General features: G+C 59.2%; 17 protein-coding genes. 14 read left to right on the forward strand and 3 right to left on the reverse strand.

Features of this window, described 5'->3' with window-relative positions:
- Positions 1-11: 11 nt before the first annotated feature.
- From rplU to rsfS, 8 genes are all read left to right on the forward strand, one after another.
- Positions 12-356, forward strand: a complete 345-nt coding sequence (rplU, locus tag E5334_RS05170; RefSeq protein ID WP_136012552.1) for a 50S ribosomal protein L21 — start codon at positions 12-14, stop codon at positions 354-356.
- A gap of 35 nt (positions 357-391) precedes the next feature.
- Positions 392-646, forward strand: coding sequence for a 50S ribosomal protein L27 (gene rpmA, locus E5334_RS05175; protein WP_136012553.1), 255 nt, complete (start codon positions 392-394; stop codon positions 644-646).
- Positions 647-784: 138 nt separating this feature from the next.
- Positions 785-2,182 carry a GTPase ObgE gene (gene obgE / locus E5334_RS05180; RefSeq protein ID WP_136012554.1) on the forward strand — a complete coding sequence of 466 codons (1,398 nt, stop codon included), beginning with the start codon at positions 785-787 and terminating at the stop codon, positions 2,180-2,182.
- The gene (gene proB / locus E5334_RS05185) at positions 2,182-3,303 is read left to right on the forward strand and encodes a glutamate 5-kinase (RefSeq protein ID WP_136012555.1); all 1,122 of its coding nucleotides are present in this window, start codon (positions 2,182-2,184) and stop codon (positions 3,301-3,303) included. The genes obgE and proB overlap by 1 nt, the downstream gene beginning before the upstream one ends.
- Positions 3,304-3,337: 34 nt before the next feature.
- Positions 3,338-4,636: a glutamate-5-semialdehyde dehydrogenase gene (locus E5334_RS05190; protein ID WP_136012556.1), complete on the forward strand. Its 1,299-nt coding sequence runs from the start codon at positions 3,338-3,340 to the stop codon at positions 4,634-4,636.
- A complete protein-coding gene (gene nadD / locus E5334_RS05195) occupies positions 4,633-5,481 on the forward strand; it encodes a nicotinate-nucleotide adenylyltransferase (RefSeq protein ID WP_136012557.1) in 849 nt (282 codons plus the stop codon). The genes E5334_RS05190 and nadD overlap by 4 nt, the downstream gene beginning before the upstream one ends.
- Positions 5,478-6,167: a bis(5'-nucleosyl)-tetraphosphatase (symmetrical) YqeK gene (gene yqeK / locus E5334_RS05200; RefSeq protein ID WP_275438937.1), complete on the forward strand. Its 690-nt coding sequence runs from the start codon at positions 5,478-5,480 to the stop codon at positions 6,165-6,167. The genes nadD and yqeK overlap by 4 nt, the downstream gene beginning before the upstream one ends.
- Positions 6,164-6,562 (forward strand): ribosome silencing factor, encoded by a 399-nt coding sequence (gene rsfS / locus E5334_RS05205; protein ID WP_136012558.1) that lies wholly within the window; start codon positions 6,164-6,166, stop codon positions 6,560-6,562. The genes yqeK and rsfS overlap by 4 nt, the downstream gene beginning before the upstream one ends.
- A 90-nt stretch (positions 6,563-6,652) precedes the next feature.
- Here the strand turns inward: rsfS and dinB are convergent, their stop codons facing one another.
- The 3 genes from dinB to E5334_RS05220 all read right to left on the reverse strand — a co-directional run bounded on the left by dinB (position 6,653) and on the right by E5334_RS05220 (position 10,141).
- A complete protein-coding gene (dinB, locus tag E5334_RS05210; protein ID WP_275438938.1) occupies positions 6,653-8,050 on the reverse strand; it encodes a DNA polymerase IV in 1,398 nt (465 codons plus the stop codon).
- 13 nt (positions 8,051-8,063) lie between these two features.
- On the reverse strand, positions 8,064-9,320 hold the full coding sequence (locus tag E5334_RS05215) for a sensor histidine kinase (protein WP_167604308.1): 1,257 nt from the start codon (positions 9,318-9,320) through the stop codon (positions 8,064-8,066).
- 146 nt (positions 9,321-9,466) lie between these two features.
- Positions 9,467-10,141 (reverse strand): response regulator transcription factor, encoded by a 675-nt coding sequence (locus tag E5334_RS05220; protein ID WP_136012560.1) that lies wholly within the window; start codon positions 10,139-10,141, stop codon positions 9,467-9,469.
- Between the two features lie 409 nt (positions 10,142-10,550).
- Between E5334_RS05220 and rpsP the strand changes: the two genes are divergently transcribed.
- The 6 genes from rpsP to E5334_RS05250 all read left to right on the forward strand — a co-directional run bounded on the left by rpsP (position 10,551) and on the right by E5334_RS05250 (position 14,039).
- The gene (rpsP, locus tag E5334_RS05225) at positions 10,551-10,898 is read left to right on the forward strand and encodes a 30S ribosomal protein S16 (RefSeq protein WP_136012561.1); all 348 of its coding nucleotides are present in this window, start codon (positions 10,551-10,553) and stop codon (positions 10,896-10,898) included.
- Position 10,899: 1 nt separating this feature from the next.
- Positions 10,900-11,187, forward strand: coding sequence for a KH domain-containing protein (locus E5334_RS05230; protein ID WP_136012562.1), 288 nt, complete (start codon positions 10,900-10,902; stop codon positions 11,185-11,187).
- Between the two features lie 2 nt (positions 11,188-11,189).
- The gene (locus E5334_RS05235) at positions 11,190-11,702 is read left to right on the forward strand and encodes a ribosome maturation factor RimM (protein WP_136012563.1); all 513 of its coding nucleotides are present in this window, start codon (positions 11,190-11,192) and stop codon (positions 11,700-11,702) included.
- Complete coding sequence (trmD, locus tag E5334_RS05240; protein WP_136012564.1) at positions 11,699-12,442, forward strand: tRNA (guanosine(37)-N1)-methyltransferase TrmD; 744 nt, start codon at positions 11,699-11,701, stop codon at positions 12,440-12,442. Before E5334_RS05235 ends, trmD begins: the two co-directional genes overlap by 4 nt.
- Before the next feature lie 13 nt (positions 12,443-12,455).
- Positions 12,456-13,055 (forward strand): signal peptidase I, encoded by a 600-nt coding sequence (lepB, locus tag E5334_RS05245; protein WP_136012565.1) that lies wholly within the window; start codon positions 12,456-12,458, stop codon positions 13,053-13,055.
- A gap of 96 nt (positions 13,056-13,151) precedes the next feature.
- A complete protein-coding gene (locus tag E5334_RS05250) occupies positions 13,152-14,039 on the forward strand; it encodes a glycine--tRNA ligase subunit alpha (protein WP_136012566.1) in 888 nt (295 codons plus the stop codon).
- Positions 14,040-14,041: the final 2 nt, after the last annotated feature.

A 14,041-nucleotide genomic window follows, 5' to 3' on the forward strand; every position in this document is an offset into this window, starting at 1 on the left:
GGTTCGATCACATGTACGCAATCGTTTCCACTGGCGGCAAGCAGTATAAGGTTGCCAAGGGCGACGTCATCGACGTCGAGAAGCTCGACGCGCAGCCTGGCGATCAGGTCTCCCTGGACGTCCTCCTGCTCGCTGATGGCTCCACCACCACCTCTGATCCTGAGGCCCTGGCCTCTGAGAAGGTCGTTGCCAAGGTGGTAGACCAGCACAAGGCCCCCAAGGTCACTGTGTTTAAGTTCCACAAGCGTAAGCGCTACCAGCGCACTCGCGGTCATCGTCAGCAGCTCACCACCCTCGAGATCGTCGAGGTCCCCGGTGACGTTGAGGCTCCGGTTTCCGCCTCCACCGCAGAGTAACTTTGAGAACCCTCACCAGATAGGCAGGTAGCACCATGGCACATAAGAAAGGTCTCGGTTCTTCTCGTAACGGCCGTGACTCCAACGCCCAGCGTCTGGGCACCAAGATCTTTGGCGGCCAGTCCATCAAGACCGGTCAGATTATCGTCCGTCAGCGTGGCACCCACATCCACCCCGGTGAGAACGTGGGTATTGGCCGCGACGACACTCTCTTCGCTCTCAAAGACGGCGTGGTAGAGTTCACCCAGGGCGACAAGCACAAGGTGCACGTGCGCCCCGTCGAGGCCTAAGGCCTCGGATCTTCAATCCAGCACGCATCCGGGACCTCCGCACGCACGGAGGTCCTTTTTTATCTCTGTTCAGGCTCGCCGCTTGAGGATGGCTAGAGCGGGTAGAGACCTTTAGCTCCCGGTCTTTTGGAGGGTCCCATGCCTCAATTTACCGATGTTTCTCGAATCAATGTCTGCGGCGGCAACGGCGGTGCAGGCTGCATGAGCTTCCGTCGTGAAGCCCACGTGCCCAAGGGCGGTCCCGATGGCGGCGATGGCGGCGATGGCGGCGACGTCATCCTAGTGGCCGACCCTCAGCTCTCATCGCTCATCGATTATCGCTACAAGCATCACTTTCGGGCTACTCGCGGCACCCATGGCCAAGGCGCGCGCAAGCATGGCGCCAATGGCGACGACCTCTTCTTGCGAGTTCCCTTGGGTACCCAGGTGCGCGAGCTCGACCCTGAGACCATGGAGCCTCTCTATGAGATCGCAGACCTCACACAGCCCGGCGATAGGGTGGTAGTGGCTCCTGGCGGCAAGGGGGGCCGGGGCAACATCCATTTTGTGACCTCGGTGCGTCGTGCACCTGCTTTTGCCGAGAAGGGTGAGCCTGCCAGGGACCATTGGATCGAGCTGGAAATGAAGCTCATGGCCGATGCCGCGCTGGTAGGCATGCCTTCCGTCGGCAAGAGCTCCCTCATTGCGCATATGAGCGCCGCTCGCCCCAAAATCGCAGACTATCCCTTTACCACCCTCGTGCCCAACCTGGGCGTGGTGTCGGTAGGGGATGACTCCTTCGTGGCAGCAGACGTTCCCGGACTGATCGAAGGTGCTAGCCAAGGCAAGGGTTTGGGCCATGAGTTCTTGCGCCATATCGAGCGCACTGCCCTTATCATTCACGTGGTAGACGTCACTGGCGGCTTTGAGGGCCGCGATCCTGTGGAGGACTACGGGATCATCAATGGCGAGCTGGCAGCCCATGGCCCCGAGCTAGCCGATCGTCCCATGATTGTGGTGGCCAACAAGGTGGATATGCCCAACACCTCAGAGGCAGTGGCTCGCCTGCGAGAGCGCGCCCTGGCAGACGGCCACGAGTTTTATGCGGTGTCAGCAGTGACCGGCGCCGGCATTCGCGAGCTTGAGCATGGGGCTGCCCGTCAGGTGCACGAGTTGCGCTCCGCCATTGTGGGATCACCCGAGCCTCGCAGCTTTACCCCTATCTGGGAAGAGCGTCGCCAAAAACACGATCGTCAAATCCGCATCACCAATCTGGGCGGTGGCGTATGGCGAGCTTCGGGCACCAACCTGGAGCGCATGGTGGTGCAAACAGACTGGGACAACGAGGAGGCGGTGACCTACCTGCAGCATCGCTTTGGCCGCATGGGCTTCGACGACCTACTGGCCAAAGCTGGCGTCAAGGGAGGCGACGAGGTTCGTGTCCTCGATTTCGCCTTCGAATATGAGGGCGCCCCAGAGGAGGATGAAGAAATGGCTTCAGAGGACGAGGCCGAGGCTCTGTGCTTTGAGGTCGACGACTCAGAGCAGGAGGCCTAATGAAGGCTCCCGACCAGCTCGATCATGTCATAGTGGCCAAGGTAGGCTCCTCTACCTTGGTAAATGGTCAGGGCGCCATAGACCAAGAGTATCTCTCTAACCTAGTGGACCAGCTGGCAGAGCTTGCGCGGCTGGGGTATCGGCCGGTGCTTGTAAGCTCCGGAGCTGTGGCCGTAGGCATGGAGCGCTTGGGCATCGCTTCTCGGCCGCAAGAGATCCCGGCTCTTCAAGCCTGCGCTTCTGCGGGCCAGGCAGCGCTTACCGAGGTCTATGCAGAAAAGCTTGCACAGCAGGGCATCCCCTGCGGGCAGGTGCTGCTTACTCGGCGCGATGTGACCGATCGCCGCGGGTATCTCAATGCTCGCAACACCTTTGATTATTTGCTTACTTTGGGCGCCATTCCCGTGGTGAATGAGAACGACACCGTGGCAGCCTACGAGTTTGTCTTTGGCGACAACGACATGTTGGGAGCCATCGTGGCGTCGCTGGTAAACGCAGAGCGCTATGTGATCCTCTCAGATATCGATGGGCTCTACGATGCCAATCCTCAGACCCACCCAGAGGCGAGGCTGGTAGAAAAGGTGGATGTTATCACCCCAGAGCTCATGGCCACTGCCGGAGGCGCCGGGTCGCAGGTGGGTACCGGCGGAATGGTCACCAAGCTTCGGGCAGCCCGTGCGCTGTTGGCGGCTGGCATCCCCATGACTATCACTGAAGGAAAGCGGCCCCATTCGCTGGTGGATGCGGTTCTCGGTTGCGGCAGGCGTACCGAGTTTGGTACCCCTGGCGCTCCTCGTGAGCAGGCACGCAAGCTATGGATTGGCGTTGCCAACAGGGCAGCTGGTACAGTGGAGGTAGATGAAGGTTGCGTGAGGGCTTTGCGCGACGAGGGGGCCTCGCTGTTGCCTGTGGGCGTTGTGGCGGTGGAAGGCACTTTTGAGCCCGGCGATGTAGTAAGCGTGGTGGGTCCTGAGGGTTCGCTGGTAGCGCGCGGCATCACTCGCTACAGTGCCGAGGATCTGGGCCGTTGCCGAGGTCTCACCTTGGACGTCATCGCCCGCTTCCTGCCTCAAATGTCAGACCAGCCCGCCATTCACAGAGACGAGCTTTTAGTCTTCTAGCAGCGCCTTTGCTGCCTACTCGAAGGGAGGCCCTATGGTCTTCGATGACAGTACCGCTTCCACTGCCGAGAAACCCTCGGCTGCCATCCTGTGCGCCACCCGTGCTCGGGAGGCCAAGGATGTGCTGGTAGCTCTTGGGGCCGCTGGCCGCTCACGGGCCATCCAAGCCTGTGCTGAGGCTATTCGCCGGGCCCAAGATGCCATCTCTGCCGCTAACGAGCAAGACATGAAAGCGGCCCAAGCGGCTTTCATGGCGCTGCCCCTGCAAGACAGGCTGCGTTTGGGCGCAGATCGCATCCAGGCACTGTGCGCCTCTATGGAAGAGGTGGCAGCAGCTGATGACCCTCTCGATCAAGTGGTGGGAGGTCGCAGGCTTCCCAGCGGAGTGGCGATGGAACAGGTTACGGTGCCTTTGGGAGTCGTAGCCATGATCTATGAAGCCCGCCCCAACGTCACTGGCGATGCCATTGCTCTCTGCCTGCGTTCCGGCAACGCCTGTGTGCTGCGGTCGGGGTCGGCTGCCATCAATACCTGCCGGGCCATTGTAGAGGCTGCGCGCCAAGGACTCGAGAATGTCAAGGTAGATCCCAATGTGATTCAGTTTGTGGATTCCGGTGATCGCCAGAGCTCGGTGGATCTCATGCATGCTGCCGGCCTTGTTGATCTTTTGATTCCCCGCGGCGGGGCCTCTCTTATCCACACTTGCGTGCAGGAGTCCACGGTGCCCACCATCGAGACCGGCACCGGCAATTGCCATATCTACTTGGAACGCACAGCCTCGGTCTCCATGGCCACCTCCATCGTGCTCAATGCCAAGTGCAGTCGCCCCGGTGTGTGCAATGCGGCCGAGAGTCTTCTGGTAGATCGCGAGGCCGCTACGCTGCTGTTGCCTCCCGTGCTGGCAGTCCTTCATGAGCAAGGAGTCGAGCTTGTGGGCGACGCTCGAGCCTGTGCGGTGGCAGAGGCTTCCGGTATACCCATGGAAGCTGCCACTGCCGACGACTGGGGCACCGAGTATCTGGACCTTAAGATGTCGGTCAAGGTGGTGGAGGGCGTCTCAGAAGCCGTCGCTCATATCAATCGCTACGGCACTGGGCACTCCGAGTGCATTGTCACCAACGATTACGAGGCTTCCCAGGTTTTCTTGACCCAGGTGGATGCAGCGTGCGTGTATGTAAACGCCTCTACGCGCTTCACCGACGGCGGCATGTTTGGGCTAGGCACAGAGATCGGTATCTCCACCCAAAAGATCGGTGTGAGAGGACCTATGGGCGCCTCGGCACTCACCACCACCAAGTACCTGTTGCGAGGCACGGGTCAGGTGCGCCTATGACCGCACCTTCTTCTACCCCCGCCTATCTGGTAGCTTCTGCCCAGCAGGCTGCCGGCGCTTCAGGGCTGCTGCATCTCAACGGCATCGATCTCCCTGCACTGCCTTATAAAGAGGGGGATCCCTGTCGTGTGGGCATCATGGGAGGCACCTTTGACCCTATCCACTACGGGCACCTGGTGGCCGCAGAGCAGGCGGCAGAAGACCTGGAGCTCGACGTAGTGATCTTCATGGCGGCGGGATCTCCTGCCTTCAAGCAAGACCGGAGGGTCTCGAGTTCTGAGGATCGCTTTGCCATGACCCTTCTGGCAACTGCGGACAACCCCCGTTTTGTGGCCTCTCGCTTGGAGATCGAGCGTCCAGGCATCACCTATACCGCAGATACGCTGGCCCAAATCGCTGCGGCCTATCCTTCCTCGGTGGAGCTCTTTTTTATCACCGGTGCCGATGCCGTGGTGGACATCGTCCACTGGCACGACGCGGCGCGCATTGCCTCGCTGGCCACGTTAGTGGGCGCCACTCGGCCCGGCTACGACCTAGAGCGTGCGCGGCAGGCCATCAACGAGTCACCCATCGACTTTCAGGTGATCTATCTAGAAGTGCCGGCTCTCGCCATAAGCTCCTCTTACCTGCGCCGCCGTTGTGCTGCAGGCCAGTCGCTTCGCTATCTGACCCCCGACACCGTATGCGGCTACATTCGCAAGCACCATCTCTATGGCTGGGAACAGGTCACCGGCGAGACCATGCCAAGCCAGAAGATCTCAGCCATCTTGCCTCAGTCCCCTCTAGATCCTCCCGTCTCGCCGGAAAGCCCTTCTGCTCGGGAGACAGGTAAGGAGCTCCATTGACCGCGAATCATTCCAAAGAGACTTGCGAAGAGCCGGGGACGCTGGATTACTTCCAAGCGCTGGTAGCAGCTCCTTCTCGGCTTGATGAGGCCCAACAGGCCCAGGTGGCCCAGCTAGAGGCAGACTTGGCGGAGCATATGGCCTCAAAGCCCAGGCGCCTGGCTCATTCGCTTTCTGTGGGGCATACGGCAGAGGCGCTGGCGCAACTCTATGGAGCAGATCCCTACAAGGCGCGGGTGGCTGGCATACTTCATGACTGGGAGAAGGTCCTGCCAGACGACACGTTGGTAGAGGAGGCCCAAGAGGCCCAGATCGACTTTGGGGTAGACCTTTATAAGGTAAAACCTTTGATTCATGGAGTGCTGGCGGCTCAGCGTCTTCCGGATCGCTACCCCTGGCTCGATCAGGAGACCCTTGATGCCATTGCGTGCCATACCACAGGAGTCAAAGATCCCGGCCCTCTTTCTCAAGTGCTCTTCGTGGCCGACGGCATCGAGCCTCTCAGGGGCTCCAAGGGCCCGCTGGACGCCCAGCGTTGCCTGGTGGGAAAGGCAAGCTTGTCAGAGCTCTATCTCACCAGCTTTTGCGACGGCATGGTTTACGTTATTGCTACTCGGCGCTATCTCTGGCCGGGTACCGTGGATATCTACAACGCCCTCATCCAGGCGTCGAAGGAGTCTAAATGAGCGATTCTTCCAATGATCAGACCCCTCGTTTCGAGGCAGCCTATGGCGGAGCGGTCGAGGCGCTCTCGGTGGCTCAGGTGGCCGCCTGCGCTGCCGACAGCAAGAAGGCCCAAGACATAGTGGTCTTAGATGTCACCGAGCTCTCAGACATGAGCGATTATCTGGTCATATGCACCACCACTTCCAACCCGCAAACCCAGGCGGTGCTCGAGGAGGTCAAAGACCAAGTGTCGGCCCAGCTCTCCGAGAAACCCTTCTCCATCGAGGGACGCGAGTCGGGCCACTGGATCTTGTTGGATTACGGGGCGGTCATTGTCCACATCTTCCAGCAGGACCTGCGCGACTACTATCGCTTGGAAAAGCTTTGGGGCGACGCGCCTCAGGTCCAGTTCTAGAGACGATACACAACCCTATGCGCTCCGGCCTCTGAGGAACCAGTCTCGATGAGCCTTTTGCCGGGGAAGTCTAAATATCAATATAATAAACTATTGCAGACCTTCGTCCTGGGGACGGGGGTCTGTTCCTTTGACCGTCTGCTCCCTAAGGCGCAGGTCGCGTCCATAGGCAATGGCGTCGCTCCCAAAGCGCTGTCTAATGGAATCTGCGGCCACATGGAGCTTTCGCTGTGCCTCTGCGTCTTGGGCCCGGGCTCCTGCGGCCTCTAGCTTGGATGCAGCTTCTGGTCTCTGAGCTGCCGATAGGGACGCGCCTTCCAGACTCGCCACATCGAAGAGGCACGGTTGGGCCTCGGTTGCGGGGATCTCTCCAAACCGAGAAACGCCCACCCCCACCAGCCGCACCGCGATGCCGGGATGCCAGACATCGTGAAGCAGTTCGATGGCGGCTGCGCCAAAGACCGCCTCGTCATCGGTGCAGCAGGCCAGTCGTTTTTGGGCAGTGCGTCCCTGGCCAAAATCAAACTTGAGCTTAAGGGTGACCTCAGACCCTGCCAGATGTGCTTTGCGAAGTCGGCTACCCACCATGGAGGCCACCGAGCGCACTGCAGCTTCTACGTCCTTTGCGCTATGGAGGTCTGTGGCAAAGGTGCGCTCGTTGCTCACCGATTTGGCGGGCTCCTGAAGATCTGGAGGCACTACGGGGCTCGCCTCGGTGCCTTGAGCCCGTGCTTGTAGCATGGGCCCTTGGACCCCCAAAAGGCGGCGCAGCATTTCTGCATTGGCACGGGCGAGCTGCCCTAAGGTGAAGATCCCCTCGGAATGGAGGGTTTTCTCGGTGGCAGTGCCTACGCCAGAGAGTGCGCGCACGGGAAGGGGGTCCAAAAAGAGATGCTCGGTGCCCGGAGGCACGCAGGTGAGGCCTCGGGGCTTCTCGCGCTCCGAGGCGATCTTGGCTACCGATTTGGTGGTTCCCAGGCCAATGGAGCAGGTGACGCCCAGGGCTGCCACCGCTTCCTGGATGCGCCGAGCGATGGCCACCGGATGCTCGTTGGAATAGCGGCCAGGGGTGATGTCAAAGAAAGCCTCGTCTACGGAGACCTGCTCTACCAGGGGAGTCTCGGCTTCGATGAGGGCCATCACCTGACGGCTCACTTCCCGGTAGCGCTCGTGGCGTCCCGGCGTCCATATAGCCTGGGGGCATAGGCGCTCAGCTTGCGCACTGGCCATGGCCGAGTGCACGCCAAAGGCACGTGCCTCATAGCTGGCGGTGGACACCACGCCACGCCTGTGGGAATCGCCGCCCACAATGACCGGCTTGCCCCGCCATTGAGGATGGTCCAGCTGCTCCACCGAGGCAAAAAAGGCGTCCAAGTCCAACAAGCCAATGGCAGGTCCCTGCCAGGTGAACTGGGGCAGCTCCCAGGAGGGGGTAAGGGAGGCGAAATCTCGGTCAAAGGCAGAGCCTGGGCACTTGTCAAAGACCACGGGCGCCTCCTTCCTAAGCGAGAGGTAGGGTAAACGAGAAGACCGTGCCCCCCTCGGCTGAACTTTCGCATTTGATGGTTCCACCCTGGCCTTCTATGATGGCCTTGGCGATGGGGAGACCTAGCCCATAACCGCCGGTGGAGCGGCTGCGGGCTTTGTCGGTACGGTAGAAGCGGTCAAAGATGTGGACAACGTCGTTGGGGTCGAGCACTTCACCAAAGTTGCGCACCGAGACCCGAGCGCGGTTTCGCGAGCCATCCTTTGCCACTGTCACATCTACTGAGTTACCTTTGTGGGAGTACTTCACCGCATTGTCTAGCAGGATCTTGACGACCTTCTCTGTCTCTTGGGCGTCGCCAGTCACGTGGATATTGGACTCTATATGCTCATCGATCATGCAGCCCGACTCGAAAGCTACCACGTCAAACTGCATGGTCATGCCCTCTACCAATTCAGAAAGATCCATATCCTCATGCCTGTAGATGGAACCGCCGGTGAAGTGGTTCTCGTCGGCGCGGGACAGTTCAAGGAGGTTGGTGACCAAACCACGCATGCGCTCAGCCTCGGTGTTTGTGGAGAGGATCCAGCGATGATCTTCTTCGGGGATCTTGGGAAGGTCGCTTTTGAGGATGCGGCTGTTGGCCAAAATGACCGCGAGAGGGGTCTTGAGCTCATGAGATGCGTCGGCTGTGAACTGGCGCTGGGCTTGCCAGGAAAGCTGCACCGGTCGCACGATCCAACAGGAGATGCGCCACATGATCACCGCAAGCACCCCCAAAGCTCCTAGGCCTACCATAATGTTGACGTTGAGCTGGGCGGAGGAGGCGGCGCCAATGCCTGTGGTGTTGGCGATGGCAATGCGGGTGCCATGGGGGAGTGCCCCTCGCTTCCACACGATGTCGTAATCGGGCAGATACCCCATGTCCTCAGTGGAGTCTTGGGCCACGTTGAGCACGGCTGAGAGCGCGCGGTGGCCAATGATGGCAGCGGTATCGTTGCTGGAGTATTTGCCGGACCTATCGATATCCACCCAAAATACGGCCATCTGACCATAAAAGTGCTGGTCGGAGCCGTCAGAAGAAGCGGTGAGCACGCCAATGTAGGGCCGGGTTGGGGTAGTGGTGTCGAGCACGCGGTCGAGCGAGGCGGTCACAAAGCGATTGAGCTGCTGCTGCGTCATGGTGTAGCTAAAGGCGTAAGCGCCAAAAAGCACAATGGCCAAAAGCGTCATAGTAAGAATGAGGAAGTTGCGCTGTAGCGATTTGAGCATGGGCGGCATCCACTCCTTTCCTGTCGTTCTTATGGTAACGCTCAGCAGCATCTCACTTAGCTCAAGGCGGGCTAAAAAAACGTCGCCCAGGAAAGTCCTGAGCGACGTGGTTCATCTATTGCTGCTAAAGGTTGCCTAATGGGCTCTCAGCCCAACTCCTCCAAGCGATAGCCAAGCATGCGAAGCGTGGTGATCTGGACCTCGGAGTTCAGGTGAGAGAGCTTCTTGCGCAGGAACGAGATGTAGGCCTCGGCCGAGTTCTCGGAGGTGTCGCCCTCGGTGCCCCAGATGGAGGTCAAAAGGTCATGTTTGGAGATCACGCGGCCGGTGGAGCTCATAAGCATGCGCATGACCTCGTACTCCTTTTGGGAGAGATGCACTTCTCGGCCACTGCAGCAAAGGTCATGGGTGTGCAGGTCCAAGGTGAGGTCGCCAAACTTCATCTCGTCGATGGGCACCTCGCCCTTGCGGCGGGAGATGGCACGGATGCGAGCCAGAAGCTCATCGGTGTCAATGGGTTTGGTCATATAGTCGTCGGCGCCGCAGTCTAGGCCCTCGATCTTATCGGTGGTCGAGGTCTTGGCGGTGACGATGATCACCGGGGTGGCGTTGCCGTCGCGGCGCAGCTGGTGGACTACCTCAAAACCGTCCATGGCAGGCAGCATGACGTCTAAGATGATGACGTCGTACTCATCGGTGCGAGCCAGCTCGTAACCGGTTTTGCCATCGTAGGCGGCCTTGGTGTGATAGCCGTCCTCATTCAAAATGTGGCACATGGCGTCGTTGAGGTTTTTCTCGTCTTCCACAACCAAGATGTTCATAGATCCTCCTTTTTGGCAAGACGCGCACAGGCGCGAAGACAGACGTGAGTACTGTCTTGTGGTTTCAAGGATGTACCCGAAATCTGAAATCAAGACAATCTCAAAGGAGATTTTTTTCAAATACCATAAAAAGGTCGGTAAGTGCGCTCTTTTTGGTGGCAGAAGACCTCTTGGGCAGCCGGGGGCTAAATCTTCAGGACTGCAACCTGTGGAGGGTCCTTGGGTATGAAACTCTTGGCTTCTCAGAGTAAGGTGAGTGGCTTATAGTGTGAGAGTTATGGCGCTCTCTCTGTGCCTTTGCTGCCCTTTCGTGGCTTAGGTGCCTTCAGTGCGCTATGATTGACCATGCTTGTGTGTTGTCTGCGCCTCAAGGAAGGTCTTGGGGTGCATTCGTCTGGAGGAGTTTCCATTGGCAGTCAAGATTCGTCTGGCCCGTCACGGCGCCAAGAAGCGTCCGTTCTACCGTGTAGTTGTCGCTGATGAGCGCATGCCTCGTGATGGCCGCTTCATCGAGCAGGTGGGCGTCTACAACCCCCTCACCCATCCCCACGTGATCGATCTCGACCTCGAGAAGATCGACGCTTGGATGGCCAAGGGCGCCAAGCCCAGCGACTCGGTGTCTCACCTCATCGACATCGCTCGCGAGGGCGACAAGCCTGCTCCCGTGAAGCCTCAGAAGAAGTCCAAGAAGCAGCAGGAGAAGGATCGCGTGGCTGCTGAGGAAGCCGCTGCCGCCGCTGCTGAGGATGCCGAGTAACATGGCTCAGGAGACCTCTCAGGTGGAGGCCATTCCTCAGGAACTGCCTTCTGATCAGGTCTGCGATCTGGTAGAGCTCATCGTCTGTGGCCTGGTGGATGACATCGACGCCGTGTCCTTGGACGTCACGGACTCCATGGACGGCACCCTTATAGAGGTGAGCTGTGCCCAAGAAGACGCCGGCAAGATCATAGGCAGGCGTGGTCGCACCATTAAAGCCATTCGCACCTTGGCTCGTGCCTTGGGCTCGCGCCTGGGCACCTCTGTCGAGGTTGACGTGCTAGGTTAGGCATGGATCGCTATCGCATCATAGCCTCCGTGGATAAGCCCCGCGGAGCCAAAGGGGAGGTCGTCTGCTGTCCGGTGGACGGCTTTCCCCTTCTTTTACAACCCGGTATGGCCCTCTGGATCGTGCCGCCTACCCTTCGCGGGCCCCGCCAAGTAGAAGTGCGCTCTACCAAGGACGGCCCCCGTGGCCAGCAAGTGCGCCTCTCTGGAATTGACGACCTATCCGCTGCCGAGAAGATCGCCGGCCGCTACCTGTTAGCCCGCGAAGCAGATCTTCCTGGCGACCTGCTGCTTCATGATCCCCAGGCTTTGGTGGGGCTCAAGGTAGTAGATGCGACTCTAGGGGATCTTGGCTCCATCAGCGCGGTGATGAGCGGCCCTGCTCAAGATGTCTGGGAGATCCAAGGGCCCTATGGCACGGTATTGGTGCCTGCGGTGCCGGAGTTTTTGGTGCAGGCAGACGACGACCTTATCACCATGGATCTGCCCTCGGGTTTGGTGGAGGCTTCCAGATGATCATCGAGGCCATCTCAGTCATCCCTGAGGTCTTTGGCCCCTATATGGAGGCTTCCATCTTGGGGCGTGCCCAGGCTCGTCAAATTTTTGAGTTTCGTGCCCATGATCTGCGTGACTGGACTCACGACCGCCATAGAACCGTAGACGATGCCCCCTTTGGGGGCGGTCCTGGCATGCTTATGAAGCCTGAACCGCTTTTTGAGGCTGTGCGCGCGGTACAGGCCCAAGAGCCGGTCCATGCTCGCTGCATCTTCTTCACACCCACAGGCGCCCCCTTTACTCAGGCCACTGCAGCGCGCCTGGCCACCTACGATCGCCTGCTTATGGTGTGTGGCCGCTACGAGGGCATGGACGACCGCGTCTATGAGCTGGCAGACGAGTGCATCTCCTTGGGCGACTATGTGCTTACAGGTGGGGAAGTGGCTGCGATGGCGGTGACCGATGCTGTGGTGCGCCTATTGCCTGGAGCTTTGGGCGATGATGCCTCATCGGTGTCCGAGTCCTTCTCGGACGGTCTTTTGGAATACGCCCAATACACCAGGCCCGCCTCTTTTGAAGGCCGAGAAGTGCCCTCCGTGCTACTTTCAGGCGATCACGCTAAAGTAGATCAATGGCGTCGTCGCAATGCCATCGAGCGAACGTTTCTGCTGCGCCCTGACCTTTTGGATGCCGCAGCCTTAAGCCCTGACGAGCAGGAATTTGTACAGGAGCTCAAAGCCCACTCTGCTCAGGACCTGTAGCAAGGAGTCTTTTATGCCTGAACCTACAAAAGACACCCCGCAAAATCGCCCCTGGCGCTCGGTGTTGGAATGGGTCTTTATCGTGGTGCTGGCAGTAGCCTGCGCCATGGCGGTAAGGGCGTTTGTCGTCGAGCCCTTCGAGGTGCCTACCGAGTCGATGATCTCCACTATTCAGGTGGGAGATCGGCTTCTGGGAGAAAAGATTAGCTACCTGGCTCACGACCCTCAGGCGGGCGATGTGGTGACCTTCTCGGATCCAGAGAATCCTTCTACCACCCTTATCAAGCGAATTATTGCAACGCCTGGGCAGACCATCGATCTCAAAGACGGCGAGGTCTACGTGGACGGCACCAAGCTCGACGAGCCCTATACCCAGGGAAAACCCACTAATCCTATCGAGCGTCATGCAGACTTTCTGTCCTCAGACATCATCTATCCCTACACTCTGGGACAAGACGAGTACTGGATGATGGGGGACAACCGCACCAACTCGCTGGATTCTCGCTATTTTGGTCCTATCAAACGTCAATCCATCACCTCTAGGGGCTGGTTCATCTTTTGGCCTCTTAACGATATTGGAACGTTGGCCGACGCTCCCGGCAGGGCTTCGTGAGCGTAGACTAACTAAGGCATTTCATCTATGACGGCGCGCTGGATGAGGTCGACCCTGTCGTCTTCGTCGGTGCACGAGCAGGGGAGGAATCCCTTCATGAATCGTGACGCATTAACATTTCAGGATATGATCCTGGCCCTAGAGCATTACTGGGCAGATCAGGGTTGCACGGTGATGCAGCCTTATGACTCAGAGGTGGGCGCTGGTACGTTTCATACCGCCACGCTGCTGCGCTCTTTAGGGCCAAAGCCTTGGGCATGCTGCTATCCACAGCCTTGCCGCCGCCCTGCCGACGGCCGCTATGGCGAGAACCCCAACCGCATGCAGCACTACTATCAATTCCAGGTGCTTATCAAGCCCAGTCCGGTGAATGCCCAGGAGCTCTATTTGGGAAGCCTTGAGGCCATTGGCCTTGATCCTGCCAAGCACGACGTGCGCTTTGTAGAGGATGATTGGGAGAGCCCCACCCTTGGCGCCTGGGGTCTGGGCTGGGAGGTATGGCTCAATGGCATGGAGGTCACTCAGTTCACCTACTTCCAGCAAGTGGGCGGCATCGAGTGCGATCCTGTGCCGGTGGAGATCACTTATGGTCTGGAGCGCATCGCTATGTATGCCCAGGGTGTCGACTCTGTCTACGACCTCATCTGGAGTTATCTGCCCGATGGCTCGGCCATGACCTATGGCGACGTCTTCCTGGAGAACGAGCGTGAGTTCTCTGCCTATAACTTTGAGGTGGCCAACGTCGAGATGATGCGTCAGAAGTTCGACGACTATGAGCGGGAGTGCCGTTCATGTCTCGAGGCCAACCTGCCGCTGCCGGGCTACGACTGCGTGCTCAAGTGCAGCCATGCGTTCAACCTGCTGGACAGCCGCGGGGCCCTCTCGGCGACCGAGCGCACCAATTACATCCTGCGCGTCCGCACCCTGGCCAAGGCTGCCTGCGAGTGCTATCTGGCCTGCGTAGCCTCCAAGGAGGTGGCATAACC

Source organism: Muricaecibacterium torontonense, from assembly GCF_004793925.1.
In the GTDB taxonomy this organism is placed as follows: domain Bacteria; phylum Actinomycetota; class Coriobacteriia; order Coriobacteriales; family Atopobiaceae; genus Leptogranulimonas; species Leptogranulimonas caecicola.

What these genes read in the sequence shown, in the direction of transcription:
- rplU (WP_136012552.1), top strand. Translation starts at nt 12, where the DNA reads ATGTACGCAATCGTTTCCACTGGCGGCAAGCAGTATAAGGTTGCCAAG.
- rpmA (WP_136012553.1), top strand. Translation starts at nt 392, where the DNA reads ATGGCACATAAGAAAGGTCTCGGTTCTTCTCGTAACGGCCGTGACTCC.
- obgE (WP_136012554.1), top strand. Translation starts at nt 785, where the DNA reads ATGCCTCAATTTACCGATGTTTCTCGAATCAATGTCTGCGGCGGCAAC.
- proB (WP_136012555.1), top strand. Translation starts at nt 2,182, where the DNA reads ATGAAGGCTCCCGACCAGCTCGATCATGTCATAGTGGCCAAGGTAGGC.
- E5334_RS05190 (WP_136012556.1), top strand. Translation starts at nt 3,338, where the DNA reads ATGGTCTTCGATGACAGTACCGCTTCCACTGCCGAGAAACCCTCGGCT.
- nadD (WP_136012557.1), top strand. Translation starts at nt 4,633, where the DNA reads ATGACCGCACCTTCTTCTACCCCCGCCTATCTGGTAGCTTCTGCCCAG.
- rsfS (WP_136012558.1), top strand. Translation starts at nt 6,164, where the DNA reads ATGAGCGATTCTTCCAATGATCAGACCCCTCGTTTCGAGGCAGCCTAT.
- E5334_RS05215 (WP_167604308.1), bottom strand. Translation starts at nt 9,320, where the DNA reads ATGCTCAAATCGCTACAGCGCAACTTCCTCATTCTTACTATGACGCTT.
- E5334_RS05220 (WP_136012560.1), bottom strand. Translation starts at nt 10,141, where the DNA reads ATGAACATCTTGGTTGTGGAAGACGAGAAAAACCTCAACGACGCCATG.
- E5334_RS05230 (WP_136012562.1), top strand. Translation starts at nt 10,900, where the DNA reads ATGGCTCAGGAGACCTCTCAGGTGGAGGCCATTCCTCAGGAACTGCCT.
- E5334_RS05235 (WP_136012563.1), top strand. Translation starts at nt 11,190, where the DNA reads ATGGATCGCTATCGCATCATAGCCTCCGTGGATAAGCCCCGCGGAGCC.
- trmD (WP_136012564.1), top strand. Translation starts at nt 11,699, where the DNA reads ATGATCATCGAGGCCATCTCAGTCATCCCTGAGGTCTTTGGCCCCTAT.
- lepB (WP_136012565.1), top strand. Translation starts at nt 12,456, where the DNA reads ATGCCTGAACCTACAAAAGACACCCCGCAAAATCGCCCCTGGCGCTCG.
- E5334_RS05250 (WP_136012566.1), top strand. Translation starts at nt 13,152, where the DNA reads ATGAATCGTGACGCATTAACATTTCAGGATATGATCCTGGCCCTAGAG.